This is a genomic window from Allofustis seminis DSM 15817, assembly GCF_000374325.1.
Classification (GTDB): Bacteria; Bacillota; Bacilli; order Lactobacillales; family Carnobacteriaceae_A; genus Allofustis; species Allofustis seminis.
The window spans coordinates 55,442-75,194 of the sequence record NZ_KB894085.1; the positions used below are offsets into that span (position 1 = coordinate 55,442).

Genomic DNA, 19,753 nt, shown 5'->3' on the forward strand with positions numbered 1-19,753 from the left:
TGCGTTCTAGATACTTTTTTACTCGGTATGTGCTATAATATAGCAAATACTTTAGGGGGATTTTTTTAGTATGTCAATTGAAGTCGGAAAAACAGTCACAGGTACAATCTCAGGATTAGCAAATTTTGGCGCTTTTATTGATTTGGAAGATAATAAAACAGGGCTTGTCCATATAAGTGAAGTTTCGAATAAATTTATCGAAAATATAAATGAAGCATTGACTGTTGGCGAAAAAGTAGCAGTAAAAGTATTATCTATCTCAGAAGATGGCAAAATAGCGCTATCAATAAAAAAAGCAGAGGGTAATGAACCTAAAAATCATAAAAATACTAAAGAAACATATAAAAAAGAAATACCTGTCAGATCACCACGTCCTACTCGTGAACAACCGAAAGCGACAAAAGACTTTGACGCACTGATGAGTTCCTTTTTGAAAGATAGTGAAGATCGTCTGATTTCGCTTCGCCGAAATACCGAAGGCAAACGTGGCGGCAGAGGCGGCCGTAGAGGCTAAGGTAAATGTAGTGAATGAGTAGAGGCAAGAGTTTCTTGCCTCTTTTTTGTTTAAAGGAGCAAGAAGATGGAAAAAAGATTTCATCAGTGGATAGCGAAACGAAAATTATTCTCAAAAGATCAACATGTCCTAGTTGCACTGTCAGGGGGTGTAGACTCTGTTGTCTTAACTCACTTGCTTGTTCATCTTCCATTAGAAAATCGGCCACAACTTTATTTAGCGCATGTTAATCATCATTTGCGTCAAGAATCTGATGAGGAGCAGCGATTTGTGAAAGAGTGGGCTATGGCGTTGGAATTGCCACTATTTATTTTTGAGTGGCATAAAGAAGAACATCCGCATTCAAATATTGAAAATGCGGCACGAGAGATGAGATATCATTTTTTTGATCAAATAATGATGACACAGCACCTTGATACACTACTGACGGCACATCACCAAGATGATCAAGTCGAAACAATTTTAATGCGTTTGTTCAGTGGAAAGAATATCGAGTTGTTGACGGGAATTTCTGAAGTGAGCAGTCGCCAAGGATATCGGATTGTTCGACCACTTTTACCATTTAAAAAAGAAGAAATTTACGCTTATGCTGCGCAACATGGTTTAACATATTTTGAAGATGCAACGAATTTTGAGCCTATTTATTTTCGAAATATGATACGAACAAAAGTAATGCCCTCATTAAAAGATGAAAATCCAAAATTAAATGAACATATTGAACGCTTTAAGCAGGAACTTCACCAGTTGCTGACGCTGAGAGATTACCAATTGTCGCAGTTGGCGACATTGAAAGAAGAAAAAGAAGAATATATCCATATTAAGGGTCAAAAATTAAAAACCTACCCCGTAGCTATCCAGCAAACATTTATTGAAAGTGTGCTCAAAAGCTGTTATGAAAATGATCCTAGTCATTTGAAAAATAATTATACACAGTTGGTATGGCAACATTTTCATAAGGGATCTGTCAATTCAGAATTGCACTTAGCGCGTGATCTTTATATTTATAAAACATATAATGATTTATATTTTTGTAAAGGTGCTTCTTTTCTAGAGCAATTTTCTGAACAGCATACGCGAGTACAATCGCTGGACATTGGACAGTGGATAACATTAAGCCCAAATGAAAAATTAGGACTATTTAAAGAAGGATCATTTGTCATCCCACCTGAAGCAAAAGTTATAGCAATTCCAAATGGCCTTCACTTTCCACTTGTTGCACGCCATCGAAAACCGGGCGACCGGATGCAAGTGAAGGGCATGGCAGGAACGAAGAAAATAAAAAAAATATTGATTGATGATAAAGTTCCAAAACATTTGCGTGATAAAAAATGGATAATTTCTGATCAAACTGATAAAATTATATGGTTAGTAGGAATTCGTAAAGCAGACTTGAACATGATACAAAATAATTGTGACCGAGCACAACTGCAATTAGTCTATATTAATAATGCAGACGACTAAAAGTAAAAGGAGAATGGCAATGGAGGAAATCGTTCAGCGCGTATTAATTTCAGAAGAGGAAATTAAAAATAAAGTACATGAACTGGGTCGAGTATTATCCGAAGATTATCGTGACAAAAATCCGCTGCTTGTCGGTGTTTTAAAAGGAGCACTTCCTTTCATGGCGGATCTAATGATGGCAATGGATATTATACTTGAATATGATGTAATGGATGTTTCCAGTTATGGAAGTGGCTTTACTTCAAGCGGTGAAGTGAAAATTTTAAAAGACCTAGATACAAATGTTGAAGGTCGTCATATTATTTTTGTTGAAGATATTGTCGATACTGGGCTTACGCTGAAATATTTAGTTGATTTATTCAAATATCGTAAAGCGGCATCAGTGAAAATTGTTACATTGCTAGATAAGCCGAGTGGACGCAAGAATGATTTTACTCCGGATTATTATGGCTTCAAAGTGCCTGGAGAATTTCTAGTAGGATATGGTTTAGATTTTAAACAAAATTATCGCAATCTACCATTTGTGGGTGTTGTAGATCCTAAATATTATCAATAATTTTTGTTGAAGGTAGGTGGCACAGTTGGTGCAACTTACAGGGATGCTACACTATTTTGAAAGAGATTAGCGAAGATAGGGAGATTATATGAATTACAAAAAAACTATAATGAACAATCTCTTCTATGTACTTGTATTTGTTGGGATTATTGGGATTGCTTCTTGGCTTGTTGGTGATCGAACGGTCACCACATCGCAAGAGTTAAGCGCAACGGAGTTTGTACAATATATAGAAGATGATAAAATTTCAGAGTTCAGTATTCAGCCTAAAGGTGGCGTATACAACGTTAAAGGCAAATTGAAAAAAGGGCAAAAGGTTAAAGTTGAAAACAAAGACTTTTTTTCTTTTGGCTCAGGTGACAAAAAAACAAATGAGGTGACGGCCGTTATCTTACAAAATGATGCCGTTATCTCAGATGTCTATAATGCAGTAAAAGAACATAATATAAAAATGAAACCGATCGAAGAGCCGGCACCAAGTATTTGGCCATCGCTCATTCTCACATTCTTGCCAGTCCTGATGATTGGAGGGCTATTCTTCTATATGACCAATCCAGGCGGTCAAGGCGGTGCAGGTGGTCGAAATGCAATGAATTTCGGTCGTTCAAGAGCGAAAGAAACAGATAGTAAAAAAAGTACGGTTCGTTTTTCAGATGTTGCCGGTGCTGATGAAGAAAAACAAGAATTGGTTGAAATCGTTGAATTCTTAAAAGATCCCCGCCGCTTTAGTAAATTGGGTGCTCGTATTCCAGCGGGTGTTCTTTTAGAGGGACCTCCAGGAACTGGGAAGACATTACTTGCAAAAGCGGTAGCAGGTGAAGCAGGTGTACCATTCTTTAGTATCTCAGGTTCAGAGTTTGTGGAAATGTTTGTCGGTGTTGGTGCAAGTCGCGTACGCGATTTATTTGAAAATGCTAAAAAAGCAGCCCCATCAATTATCTTTATTGATGAGATTGATGCTGTTGGACGTCAACGTGGTGCTGGTATGGGGGGCGGTCATGATGAGCGTGAACAAACCTTAAACCAATTATTAGTAGAAATGGACGGTTTCACTGGAAATGAAGGAGTAATCGTCATTGCTGCAACCAACCGCTCCGATGTATTAGATCCTGCGTTGCTTCGTCCAGGTCGTTTTGACCGACGAATTTTGGTAGGTAAGCCAGATATTAAAGGTCGAGAAGCAATCTTAAAAGTTCATGCACGCAATAAACCGTTAGCTGAAGATATCAATCTTAAATTAATTGCGAAGCAGACCCCTGGTTTCTCTGGTGCAGATCTTGAGAACTTATTAAATGAAGCGGCTTTAGTTGCTGCACGTAGAAATAGCCAGCGCATTGAAGAAGTAGACTTGGATGAGGCACATGACCGCGTTATTGCGGGTCCTGCCAAAAAAGATCGCTTCATTAGCGAGACGGAACGCGAAATGATAGCCCATCATGAGGCAGGGCACACAGTCGTTGGTCTTGTACTAGGTGATGCACGTGTCGTTCATAAAGTTACGATCGTACCTAGAGGACGAGCGGGCGGTTATGCAATTATGCTTCCAAGAGAAGATCGCTTCCTTATGACGAAAAAAGATCTAACAGAACAAATTGCTGGCCTTCTTGGTGGACGTGCCGCTGAAGAAGTATTCTTTAATTCTCAATCCAGCGGCGCAAGCAATGACTTTGAGCAAGCTACACAAATTGCTCGCGCGATGGTAACAGAATATGGCATGAGTGAAAAATTAGGCCCCGTACAATATGAAGGTGGCGGGCAAGTCTTTTTAGGTCGCGACTATGCACAACATCAAGTTTATTCCGATCGTATCGCATATGAAATTGATCAAGAAGTGAAACGTTTCTTAAATGAAGGAATGGAAGAAGCAACACGCATTGTGACAGAGCATGCAGAACAATTGAAACTAATTGCGCAACATCTCTTAAAATATGAAACATTAAATGAGATTGAAATTAAGAGCTTGTTTGAAACAGGCAAAATGCCATCACGCGATGAAAGTGGCGATGAATATCCACGTGAAGAAACGGCTAATGAAAAAGATGCTGCAGGAACTTCTTATGAAGCAATTAAAAATGCCCAAGATCAATCCTTAAAGGAACGAGAACAAAATCTTGAAAAACGTGAACAACATACTCACAATAATTCGTCTCGTGCAGATCATATAACAGATAAAAAGGCAGGAAATATGCCAGAAGAAGAGGCATTAAATGATTTAGAAAAAGAACATTCAAAAAATTCTATCGATGAAGAAATAAAAGATTAATAAAAAGAGTGGAAGGTTAAATTCTTCCACTCTTTTATCGAGGAGGTAAAAAAATGACAGATCAATTAATAAAAGCATTGGCATTCGGTGATGAAGTGAGAGCCTATGTTGTACGTGCAACTGATATGGTAGAGGAAGCACGCCTCAAGCAAGACACGTGGCATACAGCAACTGCAGCACTTGGGCGTGCACTCATTGGTACAACACTCTTGGCGACCTCGGGCTTAAAAAATGACAATGATCAATTAAGTGTACGTATTGCAGGGGATGGCCCAATTGGTTATATTTTGGCGACATCTAATCGAGTAGGTGAAACAAAAGGCTATATAAAAAATCCTCATGTGGCACTTGAATTGAATGATTTAGGAAAATTAGACGTAAGAAAAGCTGTCGGAACAGAAGGCACATTATCTGTTGTTAAAGATTTAGGACTAAAATCTCCTTTCAGTGGGCAAGTGAAACTTATTAGTGGTGAGTTGGCAGAAGATTTCACTTATTATCTTGCAGCATCAGAACAGACACCTTCTGCCGTCGGATTATCAGTCTTAGTGAATCCAGATGAAACCGTTCAATCGGCAGGTGGCTTTTTATTACAAGTGCTTCCTCATGCATCTGAAGAAACGATTCAAAAGTTGGAGAATGTCCTTACCAAAGTAACTCATTTGTCTCAATGGTTCCAAGATGAAATATCTACAGAAGAAATTCTTAAAAAATTAGTAGGAAATGATTACCAAGTGATTGAAAAGATACCTGTGAGATGGTTTTGTGATTGTTCAAAAGAACGCTTCGCAAATGCATTATTGACATTGCCTGCGGAAGAGATTGTTGAAATGATTGAAGAAGATGGCCAAGCAGAAGCTGTCTGCCATTTTTGTGGTAAAACATATCATTTTTCAAAAGAAGAATTATCCGAGCTATTAACGCAAATCCGCAATAAATAAATAAAAAGAGCACATATTAGGCGAACCTTTAAAAAGGGTGCTTCATTTAGTGCTCTTTTTTGTTTGATTTAAGTTATTTTTTAATAATTGCAGTCCACATATTCCACGTCCCACATGTGTTACGGTAACAGAGGGGAGAGTACCATATCGGATCTCAAGCTCTGGGTAGGCTTGTTTGATGAGGGACTCGAGCTCCATGCGCTTATCTAGTCCATCTACTTCTAATAGATAGATTAAATAATCTTTATCATTTACTTTTTCCTGTTTTAAAATATCAAGAATGGTGCGATGTAATTTTTTGTCGTTGCGAAAAATGGAAAATAAGTCAATGCTTTCTCCTTTATTTTTTAATGTCAGCAATATTTTCAGTTTAAATGCGGAGGCTAAATTCCCAACCGTTTTATTAAGTCGACCAGATAAAATTAGTCGCTCTAAATTTTCTACTAAAATATATGAGCTAGTGGAATCAATTGTATCTTGTACATGTTGACGTATTTTAGAACATGATGTGCCTGCAGCAATCTCATCGAGTACTTTCTCTGCAATATAGGCGACAGGCCCAGCGATTGTGTATGTATCAATTAGGTCATAACTTTCAATCTCAGCTTCTTTTAAACCGATCGCTAAAGTATTCAAAGTCCCTGACAAATAACTGCTTATTGAAAAGATAAAAAAATGATTATAATGTTTAGCTTTTATTTCGCGAAAGATTTCGATTGCTTTTTGAACGGACGGCTGTGATGTACTAGCGCTTTTCCCTTCATCCAACAGTTTTAATAAATCTGCTTCATTCATTTCTGTCTTATCTTCATATGTCTTACCATCGACAATGACATTTAATGGTACCCAATAAACATCTGGATGATTTAATAAAATGTCAGACTCTAATGTTGTGGAATCAAGAACGATTGCTATTTTTTTATCCATGAGAACCTCCAATATTTTTAAATCCTTTTTGGCTAATAATAATATTCGCTAATAAATTAAGTGCAAAAGAATAGGCAAGAGCATTCAATCCAACTTCTTCATCAGATGAGAAAATTTTGCCTAATTCATATGGCTTATTAAAATAGATGGAGCGAAATGTTAATTGCAATTTTTCTTCCAAATATTCGCAAAAGCGGTCATATCCCGTTGCAATATCCATAATATTGAGTTGTAGTTCCATTCCTTTTTTGATATAGCGAATGTGAAGTACTTTTTTTAAAATGATGACAACAATTAATTTTGCGATATGTTCCTTGCAATATTTTTTGCCATCAGGACGCGGAATAATTCCCCATTTGACATAATTTTGAATCATGGTCGTTGTAATAATCTCTTCTTTATCAATAAAAATGGCACGCAACTGTTCCGTCACATATTGAACAAGTTGAGAGCTACGCAGCGGCTGTTCTGGTAGTTGCTGCCACCGCGGTAATTTAAAGGTATAAATTTTTTCGATTGTATTGTTCATTATAGTCTCCTTATGTAGTTATAATAACTACATTATTTTACTATAGCTTTTTTGATGTGTCAAAGCTAAAATATATTATTTATTTTGAGTGAGTGAAAGGGGAATGAAAAGTGTTCTGTAGCAGTCTAATGCTTCCTCAAAATGATTAAATATGTTATCATATAAGTTGGCTTATCATGATGTGATAAGTATTTTGATGAGGAGATGGCGGTATGTGGAAGATTGGCGATGTTGAAATTGATAATCGCGTCGTAGTTGCACCGATGGCTGGCGTTAGCAATGCGGCCTTTCGAACAATTGTAAAAGAACAAGGTGCAGGACTTGTCGTTTGCGAGATGATTAGCGATAAAGCATTATTATTTCATAATCCCAAGACTTTAAAAATGCTACATATCGAGCCAGAAGAATATCCTCTCAGCATTCAAATTTTAGGTGGAGAGACTAAAACAATGGTAGAAGCGGCAAAATATATTGCCAAGAATACGGATGCTGCTATCATTGATATTAATATGGGCTGTCCAGTACCCAAAGTAACAAATAATGAATCCGGCTCAAAATTCTTAAAAAATCCCGATCACATTTATGAAGTGGTTTCACAAGTCGTTGATGCGGTCGATAAGCCAGTCACTGTTAAGATGCGCTGCGGTTGGGATAAGGCACATTACTATCCCGTTGAAACAGCACTTGCAGCACAGAAAGCTGGAGCAAAAATGATTGCTATGCATGGTCGAACGCGCGAGCAAATGTATCGGGGACAAGCGGATTGGAATATCTTAAAGAAAGTACGTGAAGCATTAAGTATTCCTTTTGTTGCCAATGGTGATATTCGTACACCTATCGATGCAAAAAATGCCTTAGAAATCACAGGTGCAGATGCCGTAATGGTTGGGCGTGCAGCACTTGGCAATCCATGGGTGATTCATCAAATGGTTCACTACTTAGAAACAGGTGAAATGTTGGCGGATCCATCGCCCGCTGAAAAGATTTCGCAAGCCATTGATCATTTAAATCGACTGATCCAATTAAAAGGTGAGGAAGTAGCAGTGAAAGAATTTAGAAAGCTGTCATCTTATTATTTGAAAGGCTTGCCAGGATCGGCAAAATATAAAGAGACACTGCATACGCAAGTAGAGGCGATCCCGATGATTCAATTATTAAAACAATGCGGTAGTGAAGCCCAAGAACGACTTGATTTGCGACAATATCAATTGAATCATAAAAATGAAGAATAATTATAAAAATAAGTAAAGGAGCAATAGAAAAGTGACCAAAGAAAATACGACGAATGAATTATTGAACGATCAGATGCAGGTTCGCTTGGAAAAGATGCAAAATCTTCGCGACCATGGGATTGACCCATTTGGCGGACGATTTGAGCGAACACATTATGCCGATGAATTAGTAAGAGAATATGGCAACTACACAAAAGAAGAGTTGGCTGAAAAACAAATTCCAACTGTTGTAGCTGGACGATTGATCGCCAAACGTGGAAGTGGGAAAGCTGGATTCTCAAATATTCGTGATAGTCATGGCTCTATCCAACTCTATGTTCGCCAAGATGAGATTGGCGAAGAAGCTTATGATTTATATACGAAATCTGATTTAGGGGACCATATTGGTGTAGAAGGAATTATGATGAAAACCAATACGGGTGAATTGACGGTAGCTGCGAAAAAAATTACTTTCTTATCAAAAGCATTGCGTCCACTGCCTGATAAATATCATGGCCTAACGAATGTTGAACAAGTGTATCGTCAACGTTATCTCGATCTAATTTCTAATGAGGAAAGCTATGACCGCTTTGTAAAACGAAGTAAGATTGTCAGTGAAGTTCGTCGCTATTTAGATGATCATGGTTATATTGAAGTTGAAACACCGATCTTACAGACTATGGCGGGTGGCGCAGCGGCACGTCCTTTTGAGACACACCATAATGCGCTGGATATGGAGCTCTTTTTGCGCATTGCACCAGAGCTACACTTAAAACGTTTGATTGTAGGTGGCATGGAAAGAGTTTATGAACTTGGACGTGTTTTCCGCAATGAAGGAATTAGTACACGCCACAACCCTGAATTTACAATGGTTGAAATATATACGGCTTATTTTGATTATAATGATGTGATGGACTTGACGGAAGATCTGATTCGTACGGTGGCTAATCGAGTTAATGGGACAGGCCTTGCGCCTTATGGTGATGAAGTCGTTGATTTAGACAAACCTTGGGCACGCCGTCATATGGTTGATTTAATTAAAGAACATACAGGTGTTGACTTCTGGAAAGAAATGTCGGACGAAGAAGCACGCGAAATTGCGAAAGCACATCATGTACAAGTTGAAAAATATACGGATTATGGTCATGTTGTGAATGAATTCTTCGAAGAATTTGTTGAACATAAATTACGTCAGCCTACTTTTGTGTATGGTCATCCAAGTGCTGTTTCGCCACTTGCTAAGAAAAATGATGAGGATCCGCGCTTTACTGATCGTTTCGAAGTCTTCATGGTAGGACGAGAATATGGCAATGCCTACACAGAGTTGAATGATCCAATTGATCAGTTGGCTCGCTTTAAAGCGCAAGATGATGAACGCGATCTTGGAAATGATGAAGCTCATGGAATTGATGAAGACTTTGTTGAGGCATTGGAATATGGTATGCCACCAACGGGCGGGCTCGGTATCGGTATTGACCGTCTTGTAATGCTCTTGACGAATGCACCAAGCATCCGCGATGTGGTCTTATTCCCAACGATGCGCTCTTCTGATGGTTCAAGCTCAAATAATCGCCGCGCAGCAGATGATGCAAAAGCATTTGAGGATGCATTGAATGCAGTAGAAGCAATTGATTTTTCAAAAGTACAGGTTGAACCGCTTTTTGAAGAGATGATCGATTTTGAAACATTCTCAAAAGCAGATTTTCGAGCAGTAAAAGTTGTGAATTGTGAAGAAGTACCAAAAAGTAACAAACTATTAAAATTCACACTAGATGACGGCTCTGAAAATGAAAGAATCATTCTCAGTGGTATAAAAGATTATTATAGTGCAGAAGAACTTGTTGGAAAAACATTATTAGCGATTTTAAATTTACCGCCACGAAAAATGATGGGGATCGAATCGGAAGGGATGATTATTTCTGCGATTCATGAAGAAGAAGGCGAAGAAAAATTAAACCTTGTTATGTTAAGTCCTAGAATCCCAGCTGGCGCCAAAATGTATTAAAAATAAAATAAAAGCTGAAGTAATTTTGCTTCAGCTTTTATTTTTCTATTTTGAATTTAATTAAAAAGACTGAAAGTTTCAACATTTATGTAGCTTTCAGTCTTTTTATATTAGTTGGAGAATTTATGCATCAGATCTTGAAAAAGCATTCTTCATTGCATTAGATGACTCAATGAGTACTTTATCTAATAAGTCTTCTGTTTGTTCTTTTAGCATTTGAGCAATTTTTTCGTTGGCTTCTTCACATAAAGCTTTTGCATTTGACAGATTTTTTTGAATTTTTGCATCATATGCTTCAATAATGCGACGTGATTGAATGACAGTTTCGATTTGGTATCTTTCGATATGTGCAGAACATTCATGGTATACAGGATCGGCAAGCGCGCAAATAATGCGATTGATCCAGTAATAATTTTCGGTTGTTACACGTCTTGTTGTATTTGCAAGATATTCTGGTGTGCGGTCAACATTTGCATAAAATGGGACTAATGTGTTAAATGGATTGCTTGAGTAAGTAACCCATTCCAGTGCCATACATTCTTCTGGCAAATAAGGACGCAACTGAACAAGTCCAACTGCTGATGTACGATTAATTCCAATGGCTCGCAGTGAGCCTTTAAGATGTTCAGGTGCTGAATGACTATAAGGATCATAAGGGGTATTTTGATAATGGTTAGATAAGATATATTTGATATCTTCTGAGGTGATTTTGCGTTCAGGTTTTTTTGACCAAGGAATATCATCAGACCAAGGGCGATAAGTCGCTTTTTCGCCGTCCCAAATATGCTCGTGTGGATTGAGATAGCGTTGAATGACCCATGCACGCGGTGTATTGTACGTATGGTCTGCATCACTTGCAGTGCCGAAGATGAGCCGCGGATTAATGATGTCTCCCGTTGTCATTGATGTATTGAGATGATGATTTTCTATGAAATCTTTTAAATCGGCGCTACAGAGATGTTCTTTTTGTTCGCCATAGGCGTCATTAAAGTCAAAATAATCAACGCCTAATTGATTTGGCATAATCACATAGTGATCGTCAGGTACACGTTTTGCATACCAATGATGACCGCCAATAGTTTCTAGCCACCAAATATCATTGACATCTTGAAATGCGATGCCATTCATTTCATAAGTTCCATATTTTTCTAGTAATGCACCGAGGCGAAGGGCACCTTCTTTTGCGGAACGAATATAAGGTAGAACTAATGTGACGATATCTTCTTCACCAATTCCGCCGATTTTTTCAGGACGATAAGTATCCATTCCTAGCTCACCTTGCGCTTTTTCATAGATGACAAGTGGGTCTGCTGCAAGTAATCTTTCATTGGCGGTTAATGTCTCCGTTGCAGTCATTGAAATATTTAGTGCATTAACACCAAAAGCTCCCCATATTCCCTCATCATTCAGAGCATTTGGAGTATATGTATATTGCAGCGGATTATCAGGAAGTGGAATCTCAACTTTCGATAAGACTGAGCGATAGATTCGTGGTTGATCTTCAGCTTTCATTACAGTAAAGCGTTTCGGACAATAGATGCCAGCTGGAGTATCCTCATTTCGAGCGACCAGTGTCGAGCCGTCATAAGAAGCGTTTTTCCCAACGAGTATAGTAGTACATGCCATTTTTATTCCTTCTTTCTAATATGATGTCATTATAATATATTTTTAGCCTAACTTAAACTTTAATGCTATAAAAAATTAGCGCTTGAAACTTTTTACATTTTTTGAAAGCCTTTACAAAATGAAGAATGCAAGCGGATAAGGTTGGATAATTTGCTAAAATATCATTACACTTAGTAAAATATAAAAAAAGTATTGAAGAAGGGGAAGTAAAATGAATATCAATACACGCTTATTACATGACTATCCTGTAGTGGATCCGCATACTGGCGCAGCATCCATTCCAAAATATCAAACATCAACTTTCAATCAAGAATGTGTATTTGATGGTCAAGAATACACTTATACACGCTTTAAAAACCCAACTGTTCATGCACTTGATGAAGGCCTTAAAATGCTAGCTGATGCAAAATATGCGTTAAGTTTTGCTTCAGGTATGGCGGCGATTTCTACTAGTTTGATGCTTCTTGAAAAAGGAGATCACATTATTTTGCCAATTGAAGTCTATGGTGGAACCTATCAATTCACATGCCAAATATTGACGCATTATGGCATAGAAGTATCTTACATTGATATGGCCGACTTGCAAAATGTCGAACGTGCGATAAAAGATAATACACGCATGATTTATATTGAGACACCCTCCAATCCACTGCTAAAAATTACCGATATCAAATGTGTAGTAAACATTGCCCAGCATCACGACATTTTGACGATTGCTGATAATACATTTATGACAACGTTGTACCAAAATCCACTGCATTTAGGTGTAGACATATCAGTAGAGAGTCTTACTAAATTTATTAATGGTCATAGTGATGTGACAGGGGGATTCATCGCGACAAATAATGAAGATATTTATAATCGCCTTTGCTTACTTCAGAAGAATTTCGGAGGCATATTAGGAGTGGAAGAAGCGTGGCTAGTGTTGCGCGGGATGAAGACAATGGGAATTCGTATGGAACGCTCAGTAAAAAATGCCCAAGCTATTGCTGAATTTCTCGATTGCCATCCAAATGTTCAAAAAGTTTATTATCCAGGACTTGTATCACATCGAGATTTTGAAATTCATCAAGGACAAGCAAGCAGTGGCGGAGCCGTTTTATCATTTGAACTTAAAAGTAAAAAAGCTGTCGATAAAGTCACAAAAGCCTTACAAATTCCAATTATTGCTGTCAGCCTAGGCGGTGTAGAATCGATTGTTTCCTATCCATGTACGATGTCTCATGCTTGTCTTTCACCAGAGGAGCGACTCTCACAAGGGGTAACTGACAACTTATTGAGACTTTCATGTGGCATAGAAGATACAGAAGACTTGCTCCAAGATTTTGATCAGGCGCTTCGTCAACTATAAATAAGAGGGGGAAAATGAATGACTAAAATGTTGTTTTTGACGCATGGTAATCTAGCAAGTGGCGTTCAAGATACGGTCGAGATGATTATTGGACCGCAAGATGCGATTCAAACATTTAGTTTGCATCCAACATGTGATATTCAAGTGTTCGAAGATGAAGTGTTCAGCTATATTCAGTCTGTAGATGAAGAATTGCTTATTTTTGTCGATATTATTGGTGGTTCACCTTATAATATTGCCCAAAAAGCCTTAAATGAATTTGGGCGTCATTATCTTATTTCAGGTCTTAATGTTCCAATGATTTTAGAAATTGCAATGCTACTTGAGCAACAACCTGCTGCCGAGCTTGCTCGACTTGCTATTTGCTCTGGAAAAGAAGCCGTCCAGCTTTTTAATAAGGATGGCTTAATTTCAAATGAGGAGGCATTGGAAAGTAATACGGCAGAATTGTTGGAAGAAGATTTTACTGAAGCACACCATTCAGATCAAGCATTGGGAATGGGTGGTGAGATTGTGTTTGCGCGCGTTGACTTTAGATTGTTACATGGGCAAGTGGCGACTCGTTGGGTTCCAAAAATTCGCCCTGATACAATCTTAATTGTCGATGATGCATTATATGAAGATCAAGAGATGATCGAAGTCTACCGTTCAGCTGCTCCGCATGGGATTCAAGTATTTGTCGTGCCAAGTCAGGTCGTAGCATATGCTTACCAACATCATACACTCCCAGCTGGGAAAGTGATGCTACTCTTTAGAAATATTGAACAGCTTGACCGCACACTTGAAATGGGACTTCATTTAGATGAAATTCAATTAGGTGGGATCCCTAAAACAGCTACTAACAAAATGGTACTGACAGCCGTATCGCTTTCAAATCAAGATGTAGAAGTGCTTGATAAAGTGGAAGCCGCTGGTACAAAAGTTTATATCCAAATTCTGCCAGATGAAGCTGCCCTTACATATGATGACGCGAAACTTAAAATGAACTAGGAGGTAATATTATGCAAAATGTTATGGTAATGGCCATTGTCACCGGACTTTGGTACTGGTTTTCTGCAGGACTTGCAGGCTATACATTATTTAGAGCACTAAAATCCCCAACTTTTATCGGTTTTTGCTTAGGATTATTGTGGGGCGATCCAACGACAGGAATTATTGCAGGTGGAAGTATTGAAGTGATTTATTTAGGGTTAGTTGCCCCAGGAGGCAATATCCCTTCTGATAAAGCACTCGCGGCCTTAGTTGCTATTCCATTAGTGTTAATGAGTGATATGACTATTGACTTAGCCATCAGCATTGCGGTGCCTGTAGGAATTTTAGGAGTCTTTATCAATAATATTCGTCGTTACACGAATGCCTTTTTTGTACATAAGGCAGATGAACAAGCAGCAAAAGGTAACTCAAAAGCAATTTGGCACTATGCTACTTTATATCCACTCGCACTAGGATTTGTGATCCGTTTTCCAATCGTCTTTGTTGCGAACTTGTATGGAGCAGAATTAATTAATAAATTATTGCAAATTATTCCAGAATGGTTCTTGAATGGAATGTCTGTTATGGGTGGCTTGCTTCCTGCTTTAGGATTTGCTACGACAATCTTTATGATTGGTAAGAAAGAATTCATGCCATTATTTTTTGTCGGTTTTTTCCTTATTCAATATTTTGAGATTACGACAATGGGCGCTGCTATTTTTGGGCTTGCCGCTGCACTCATCATTACATATATGGGCGGATTTCCAAGATTGAACAAAGAGTCCGGCAATATGCAAACAAGCGATGCAAAAGCATCATCGAAAAAGATATCTAATGAGGATGCAATCGCTGCAATGATGAGAGAAGTAGATTAGGGAGGGAGATCCATATGCCAGATAACAAAAAAACACTTTTAACTAAAAAAGACGTAACGAATACTTATATTCGTTGGTGGTGGACTGCTGAAGTTTCAAACTCTTTTGAAAGAATGCAAGCATTAGCTTATGGAGCATCTATTGCACCAATTATTGATAAATTGTACAAAGATAATGAAGATGAAAGAATTAAAGGGTTGAAGCGCCATTTGGCTTTCTTTAATACACAAGCCATTTGGGGTGCGCTCATAATGGGGACGACCGTTGCGATGGAAGAACAGCGTGCAGCTGGTGAAAAAATCCCTGAAGAAATGATTACATCAATTAAAACAGGATTAATGGGTCCGTTGGCAGGTGTGGGTGATTCACTTGATTTTGGTACAGTAATGACGATCTTTGATTCACTTGCTGCCTCTTTTGCCACTGCTGGCAATTTTTTAGGAGCCGCTTTAATTGTTTTGTTCAATGCTTTACATTTTATGTTGGGATACTTCTTTATGCATTTAGGGTATCGTGAAGGGAAGAAATCAATTGTAGAAGTATTAGAAAGTGGCCGCATTAATACGATCATTCAAACAGCAGGTATGTTAGGAATGTTCATGATGGGAGCACTTTCTGCTAATATGGTGCGCCTATCAACGCCATTGGAATTTGATTTTGCTGGATCGGTGATTAATGTACAGTCAACGCTTGACTCCATTGTTCCTGGACTGTTGCCACTCGGTGCAGTTCTTTCAGTGTATTGGGCAATGAAATATAAAAAAATATCCCTTAGTAAATTGATGATCATATTGACAGTGATCGCTTTAGTGGGATCATTCTTCAAAGTCTTTTAATGCAAATAGAAAGTGAGTTATATGTCAAAAAGAGAAAATGTTATTAAATTGCTAAATAAAGAAACGTTTGACTATACACCGGCTGGATTTTGGATTCATTTTCCTAAAGAAATTATTGAATCAGGCATTGAGGCTCAAGTTCAAGCACATTTACAATTTGCAGAACAAACACAAGTAGATGTCTTAAAAATTATGAATGAAAATGAATTTAGACGTTCTACTCCAATTGTGCGAGCATCTGATTGGGCACATATTAAACCATTAGCAACGAATGATCAGAAATTTCGCAATCAAAAAGAGATTATTGAAAGAACGTTAGAAGCCTTGGATGAACAAGTTTATACATTAGGGACTATTCATGGTGTAATGGCATCGTTGTCGCATTCTTCTGGTCATAGCTATAGCCACTCGCCACAATTGTTAATTCAGCATGCTTTAGAAAATAAGACTGCGGTATTAGATGCCATTAAAGCAACGACTGAAAATGTTCTTTATATGTTAGAGATGACGAACCAAACGGCAGTAGATGGTATCTATTATGCACAACTTGGCGCCGAAAAAGACCGTCTTCCCCGAGAGTTTTTCGAGGAATTTATTAAGCCATATGATCTAATGATACTCAAAGCAGTCCAAGACAAGAAAATATTTCTTCATATGTGTAAAGAACATGTCGATTTTGATCGCTTTAAAGATTATCCAGCCGATGTCGTCAATTGGGCCATCCATGAAGGAGATTATGACTTGGCTGCAGGTACAGATTATTTTAAAGATAAGATTATTTTAGGGGGCTTGGATGACCGCAGCGGTGTGTTGGTAGACGGTTCAAAAAATGAAATTGATGAAGCGCTAACAGCACTTAAAGAGCAATCCGATTTAAGTCGATTTATTTTGGGTGCAGATTGCACATTGCCGACTACGATTAATTATGAACGCATTCGCTATGCCGTAGAACATGTAAAATAAATAAGAGGCACACGAAAAGTTGTGCCTTTTTTAGTGAGGAAAGGCCATGAAAGAAATTATTCGCTATGCCAAGATGCAAGAAAAAGATTACTTAAAAACATTACGCAACTTCTTAGCACAAAAAAGTGTAAAAATTCCTGCGACGGCAGATTATCCATTTGGTAAAGATATTCATCAAATGTTTCAAGTGTTTTCTGAAGCAGCAGAAAATGTATTAGGTACAACTGTGCATCGCTGTGGTGATTATTATGCCTGGGTAGAGATTGGTGATCCTAATTTGCCACTTATTGGCATTGTAGGTCATCTAGATGTTGTCAATTATGAGGAAAATAACTGGGAACATGATCCACTTGGAGAAGTCGATGGAGAGACACTTTTCGGACGAGGTGTTGTTGATAATAAAGGGCCTATTGTGCAGAGTTTATATGCAATGAAATATGTCTTAGAAAAAAAGCGACCATTACGCATACGCCTGATTGTCGGTGGAAATGAAGAAAGCGACTTTCTATGTGTAAAGAAATATCTCCAAAACCAAGAAGAAATGCCGCAATATGGATATATCCCAGACGCGAAATTCCCTTTTGTTATTGGTGAAAAAGGCATTATCAATGTCACATTTAAGCTGACAGCTGAACAATTTGGTGTCCCAGTTGTCACAATAAATGGAGGGACGGGGACTAATATTTTGCCTGATATGGCACATGCATTAATGACAAACGGTGCTATTATTGCAACGAAAGGTGTAGCAGGACATGCTGCTAATGATGTAAAAGATCCGAATGCAATAATTGAAATATTCAAATTACTTGCAAAACAAGCAGATCACGCTTCATTTTTGAAAAATATTGAAGCACATATATCGGGTAATATATTAACATACACATATATGGGAATGGCAATTATTATAAAGCCAACAATGATCATTGGCGATGACAAGTATATTCAAATTTCGATAGATGCACGTATTCCTTCGATACTTGAGGCCGATGCTGTTTGGAAATTCTTGCGTCAACAGTTTCAAATTCAAGATACACAAGTATTGCGAAAAAATATTGCAAGTGGCTATGAATATGATCAGTGCCATCCAATGGTTAAGAAGATTTCCCAAACATATACGCAAGCACTAAAGATTTTAAGACCTCATCAAGCCATTACTTCTCCGCTAAGAATTGCGGGAACAACTTATGCAAAGTATTTTCCAAATTGCATAACCTTTGGACCAGGTTTTCCTAATGAACGCAGTTATGGTCATGCAGAAGATGAACGAATAACGCGTCAATCATTTAGGGATGGCTTGTGCATTTATATTCAACTATTAGAAAATCTCACAACATAATTAATGTGATTGAAAACGCTGTGCATATAATCTTCCTTATGGCACAGCGATTTTTTATTATAGATTAATGAAAGGGTTTGCAAATTAGAGTATAATAGGAAGTATCATAAAAAAGGAGAGCAATCACAATGAATGCGCTAATTAAGCAACTAACAAATAAGCGTAAAGCCCTTACCGACTTGGAAAATAAGGTGCTTGATTATATCTTGAATAATTCAGAAGAAGCCCTTAACCTTTCCATAGAAGAAATCGCTCAAAGAACATATTGCTCAACTGCTACAATTAGTCGTATGTGCAAAAAAATAGGTTACAGCGGGTTCATTGAATTTAAATTGGAACTTGCTAAAAATAATCGTTCCCTTAGACAAAAAGAAGAAACTTACAATTCTAAAGAAAATCATGTCGAATACTTAGATCAAGTTTATACAGAACTTGGAAAAAATGTCAAAAATATTTTGCACATAAATTTTGAACAATTATTGACATTGCTTTCTAATCGTAAGCGTGTGGAATTTTTTGGCGTTGGACGTTCCTTTTCAGTTTGTCAAGAAGGTGCGCGTAAGCTAACATTTGCAGGTTGCCTTTCATATGCACGAAGCGACTGGGATGAACAGCGTGCGGTGGCACGTTACATGATGCATAATGATTTAGCCATTTTAATTTCAATGAGCGGTGAGACACTACATATTTTAGAATGTGCTTCAATTCTCTCACAATCAGAGGTTCCAACATTAGCATTTATTGGCTCCAAACGTAGTAGCTTGGAGAAAATGGTTGATCATTCCATAGTGCTAGACATTGACAATACACGCTATCATAACATTGATATTTCTTCACATTTTTTATTTAGTATTATTGTTGATATTCTTTCGATGAAATATTTAGCTCTTCAAGAAAAATAGCAAAAAGATAAAGAAATTTGACCGCTCAAAACCTTGAAATAATAAACCTTCAAAAGAAATGAAATAATTTTATAAAAAAGTATAAAAAATCGCTTGACTGATTTCTACTTCGCTGATAATATAGTGGATGTCGTCATTTACTACATTTAAAAAGTGATTGACGAAGATTCTAAATCATGATACAATATATTTCCTAGCGAGATATATTTATGGTTTAACGCAGGCATAGATCTTTGAAAACTGAACAAAGTAATACAACCAAATTGTGCAAGGGTCTTTTGAATATTCCATTCATTAGACACCAACCAAAACCAAAACATTAATTTTGAGCAATCAAACCTTTGGGATGAACAGTGTTCATCCCCTCATTAAAAATTGAGAGTTTGATCCTGGCTCAGGACGAACGCTGGCGGCATGCCTAATACATGCAAGTCGAACGATGAACTCTCTGCTTGCAGAGAGGGATGAGTGGCGGACGGGTGAGT

At 37.7% G+C, this 19,753-nt stretch carries 17 protein-coding genes and 1 rRNA gene; 15 read left to right on the forward strand and 3 right to left on the reverse strand.

Going from position 1 to position 19,753, the window contains the following annotated elements; genetic code table 11:
• Positions 1-70: 70 nt before the first annotated feature.
• From C231_RS0106230 to hslO, 5 genes are all read left to right on the forward strand, one after another.
• The gene (locus C231_RS0106230) at positions 71-514 is read left to right on the forward strand and encodes a S1 domain-containing RNA-binding protein (protein ID WP_018659771.1); all 444 of its coding nucleotides are present in this window, start codon (positions 71-73) and stop codon (positions 512-514) included.
• Between the two features lie 66 nt (positions 515-580).
• Complete coding sequence (tilS, locus tag C231_RS0106235) at positions 581-1,975, forward strand: tRNA lysidine(34) synthetase TilS (RefSeq protein ID WP_018659772.1); 1,395 nt, start codon at positions 581-583, stop codon at positions 1,973-1,975.
• A gap of 19 nt (positions 1,976-1,994) precedes the next feature.
• Complete coding sequence (hpt, locus tag C231_RS0106240; protein WP_018659773.1) at positions 1,995-2,531, forward strand: hypoxanthine phosphoribosyltransferase; 537 nt, start codon at positions 1,995-1,997, stop codon at positions 2,529-2,531.
• Between the two features lie 88 nt (positions 2,532-2,619).
• Positions 2,620-4,794, forward strand: coding sequence for an ATP-dependent zinc metalloprotease FtsH (ftsH, locus tag C231_RS0106245; RefSeq protein WP_018659774.1), 2,175 nt, complete (start codon positions 2,620-2,622; stop codon positions 4,792-4,794).
• A gap of 53 nt (positions 4,795-4,847) precedes the next feature.
• The gene (gene hslO / locus C231_RS0106250; protein WP_018659775.1) at positions 4,848-5,735 is read left to right on the forward strand and encodes an Hsp33 family molecular chaperone HslO; all 888 of its coding nucleotides are present in this window, start codon (positions 4,848-4,850) and stop codon (positions 5,733-5,735) included.
• A 42-nt stretch (positions 5,736-5,777) separates the two neighbouring features.
• Here hslO and C231_RS0106255 read toward each other — a convergent pair whose 3' ends face one another.
• Entirely contained in the window at positions 5,778-6,662 is an 885-nt protein-coding gene (locus C231_RS0106255) for a DegV family protein (RefSeq protein WP_018659776.1), read from the reverse strand.
• Positions 6,655-7,191 carry a DUF1836 domain-containing protein gene (locus tag C231_RS0106260; protein WP_018659777.1) on the reverse strand — a complete coding sequence of 179 codons (537 nt, stop codon included), beginning with the start codon at positions 7,189-7,191 and terminating at the stop codon, positions 6,655-6,657. Before C231_RS0106260 ends, C231_RS0106255 begins: the two co-directional genes overlap by 8 nt.
• Before the next feature lie 212 nt (positions 7,192-7,403).
• Here C231_RS0106260 and dusB point away from each other — a divergent pair, with 212 nt between their 5' ends.
• Positions 7,404-8,423 carry a tRNA dihydrouridine synthase DusB gene (dusB, locus tag C231_RS0106265; RefSeq protein ID WP_018659778.1) on the forward strand — a complete coding sequence of 340 codons (1,020 nt, stop codon included), beginning with the start codon at positions 7,404-7,406 and terminating at the stop codon, positions 8,421-8,423.
• A 31-nt stretch (positions 8,424-8,454) separates the two neighbouring features.
• On the forward strand, positions 8,455-10,407 hold the full coding sequence (lysS, locus tag C231_RS0106270) for a lysine--tRNA ligase (RefSeq protein ID WP_018659779.1): 1,953 nt from the start codon (positions 8,455-8,457) through the stop codon (positions 10,405-10,407).
• A 123-nt stretch (positions 10,408-10,530) separates the two neighbouring features.
• Here the strand turns inward: lysS and C231_RS0106275 are convergent, their stop codons facing one another.
• Complete coding sequence (locus C231_RS0106275; RefSeq protein WP_018659780.1) at positions 10,531-12,033, reverse strand: C69 family dipeptidase; 1,503 nt, start codon at positions 12,031-12,033, stop codon at positions 10,531-10,533.
• A gap of 211 nt (positions 12,034-12,244) precedes the next feature.
• Between C231_RS0106275 and C231_RS0106280 the strand changes: the two genes are divergently transcribed.
• The 8 genes from C231_RS0106280 to C231_RS0106315 form a co-directional block, all read left to right on the forward strand.
• The gene (locus tag C231_RS0106280; protein ID WP_018659781.1) at positions 12,245-13,384 is read left to right on the forward strand and encodes a trans-sulfuration enzyme family protein; all 1,140 of its coding nucleotides are present in this window, start codon (positions 12,245-12,247) and stop codon (positions 13,382-13,384) included.
• An 18-nt stretch (positions 13,385-13,402) separates the two neighbouring features.
• Positions 13,403-14,374, forward strand: a complete 972-nt coding sequence (locus C231_RS08310) for a PTS sugar transporter subunit IIAB (RefSeq protein ID WP_018659782.1) — start codon at positions 13,403-13,405, stop codon at positions 14,372-14,374.
• Positions 14,375-14,385: 11 nt separating this feature from the next.
• Positions 14,386-15,231: a PTS mannose/fructose/sorbose/N-acetylgalactosamine transporter subunit IIC gene (locus C231_RS0106290; protein ID WP_018659783.1), complete on the forward strand. Its 846-nt coding sequence runs from the start codon at positions 14,386-14,388 to the stop codon at positions 15,229-15,231.
• Between the two features lie 14 nt (positions 15,232-15,245).
• Entirely contained in the window at positions 15,246-16,067 is an 822-nt protein-coding gene (locus C231_RS0106295; RefSeq protein WP_018659784.1) for a PTS system mannose/fructose/sorbose family transporter subunit IID, read from the forward strand.
• Between the two features lie 21 nt (positions 16,068-16,088).
• A complete protein-coding gene (locus C231_RS0106300) occupies positions 16,089-17,030 on the forward strand; it encodes a uroporphyrinogen decarboxylase family protein (protein ID WP_018659785.1) in 942 nt (313 codons plus the stop codon).
• Positions 17,031-17,076: 46 nt separating this feature from the next.
• Complete coding sequence (locus C231_RS0106305) at positions 17,077-18,366, forward strand: M20/M25/M40 family metallo-hydrolase (RefSeq protein ID WP_018659786.1); 1,290 nt, start codon at positions 17,077-17,079, stop codon at positions 18,364-18,366.
• 128 nt (positions 18,367-18,494) lie between these two features.
• Positions 18,495-19,268, forward strand: coding sequence for a MurR/RpiR family transcriptional regulator (locus tag C231_RS0106310; protein ID WP_018659787.1), 774 nt, complete (start codon positions 18,495-18,497; stop codon positions 19,266-19,268).
• A 371-nt stretch (positions 19,269-19,639) separates the two neighbouring features.
• Positions 19,640-19,753, forward strand: a 16S ribosomal RNA gene (locus tag C231_RS0106315); the annotation flags it as partial.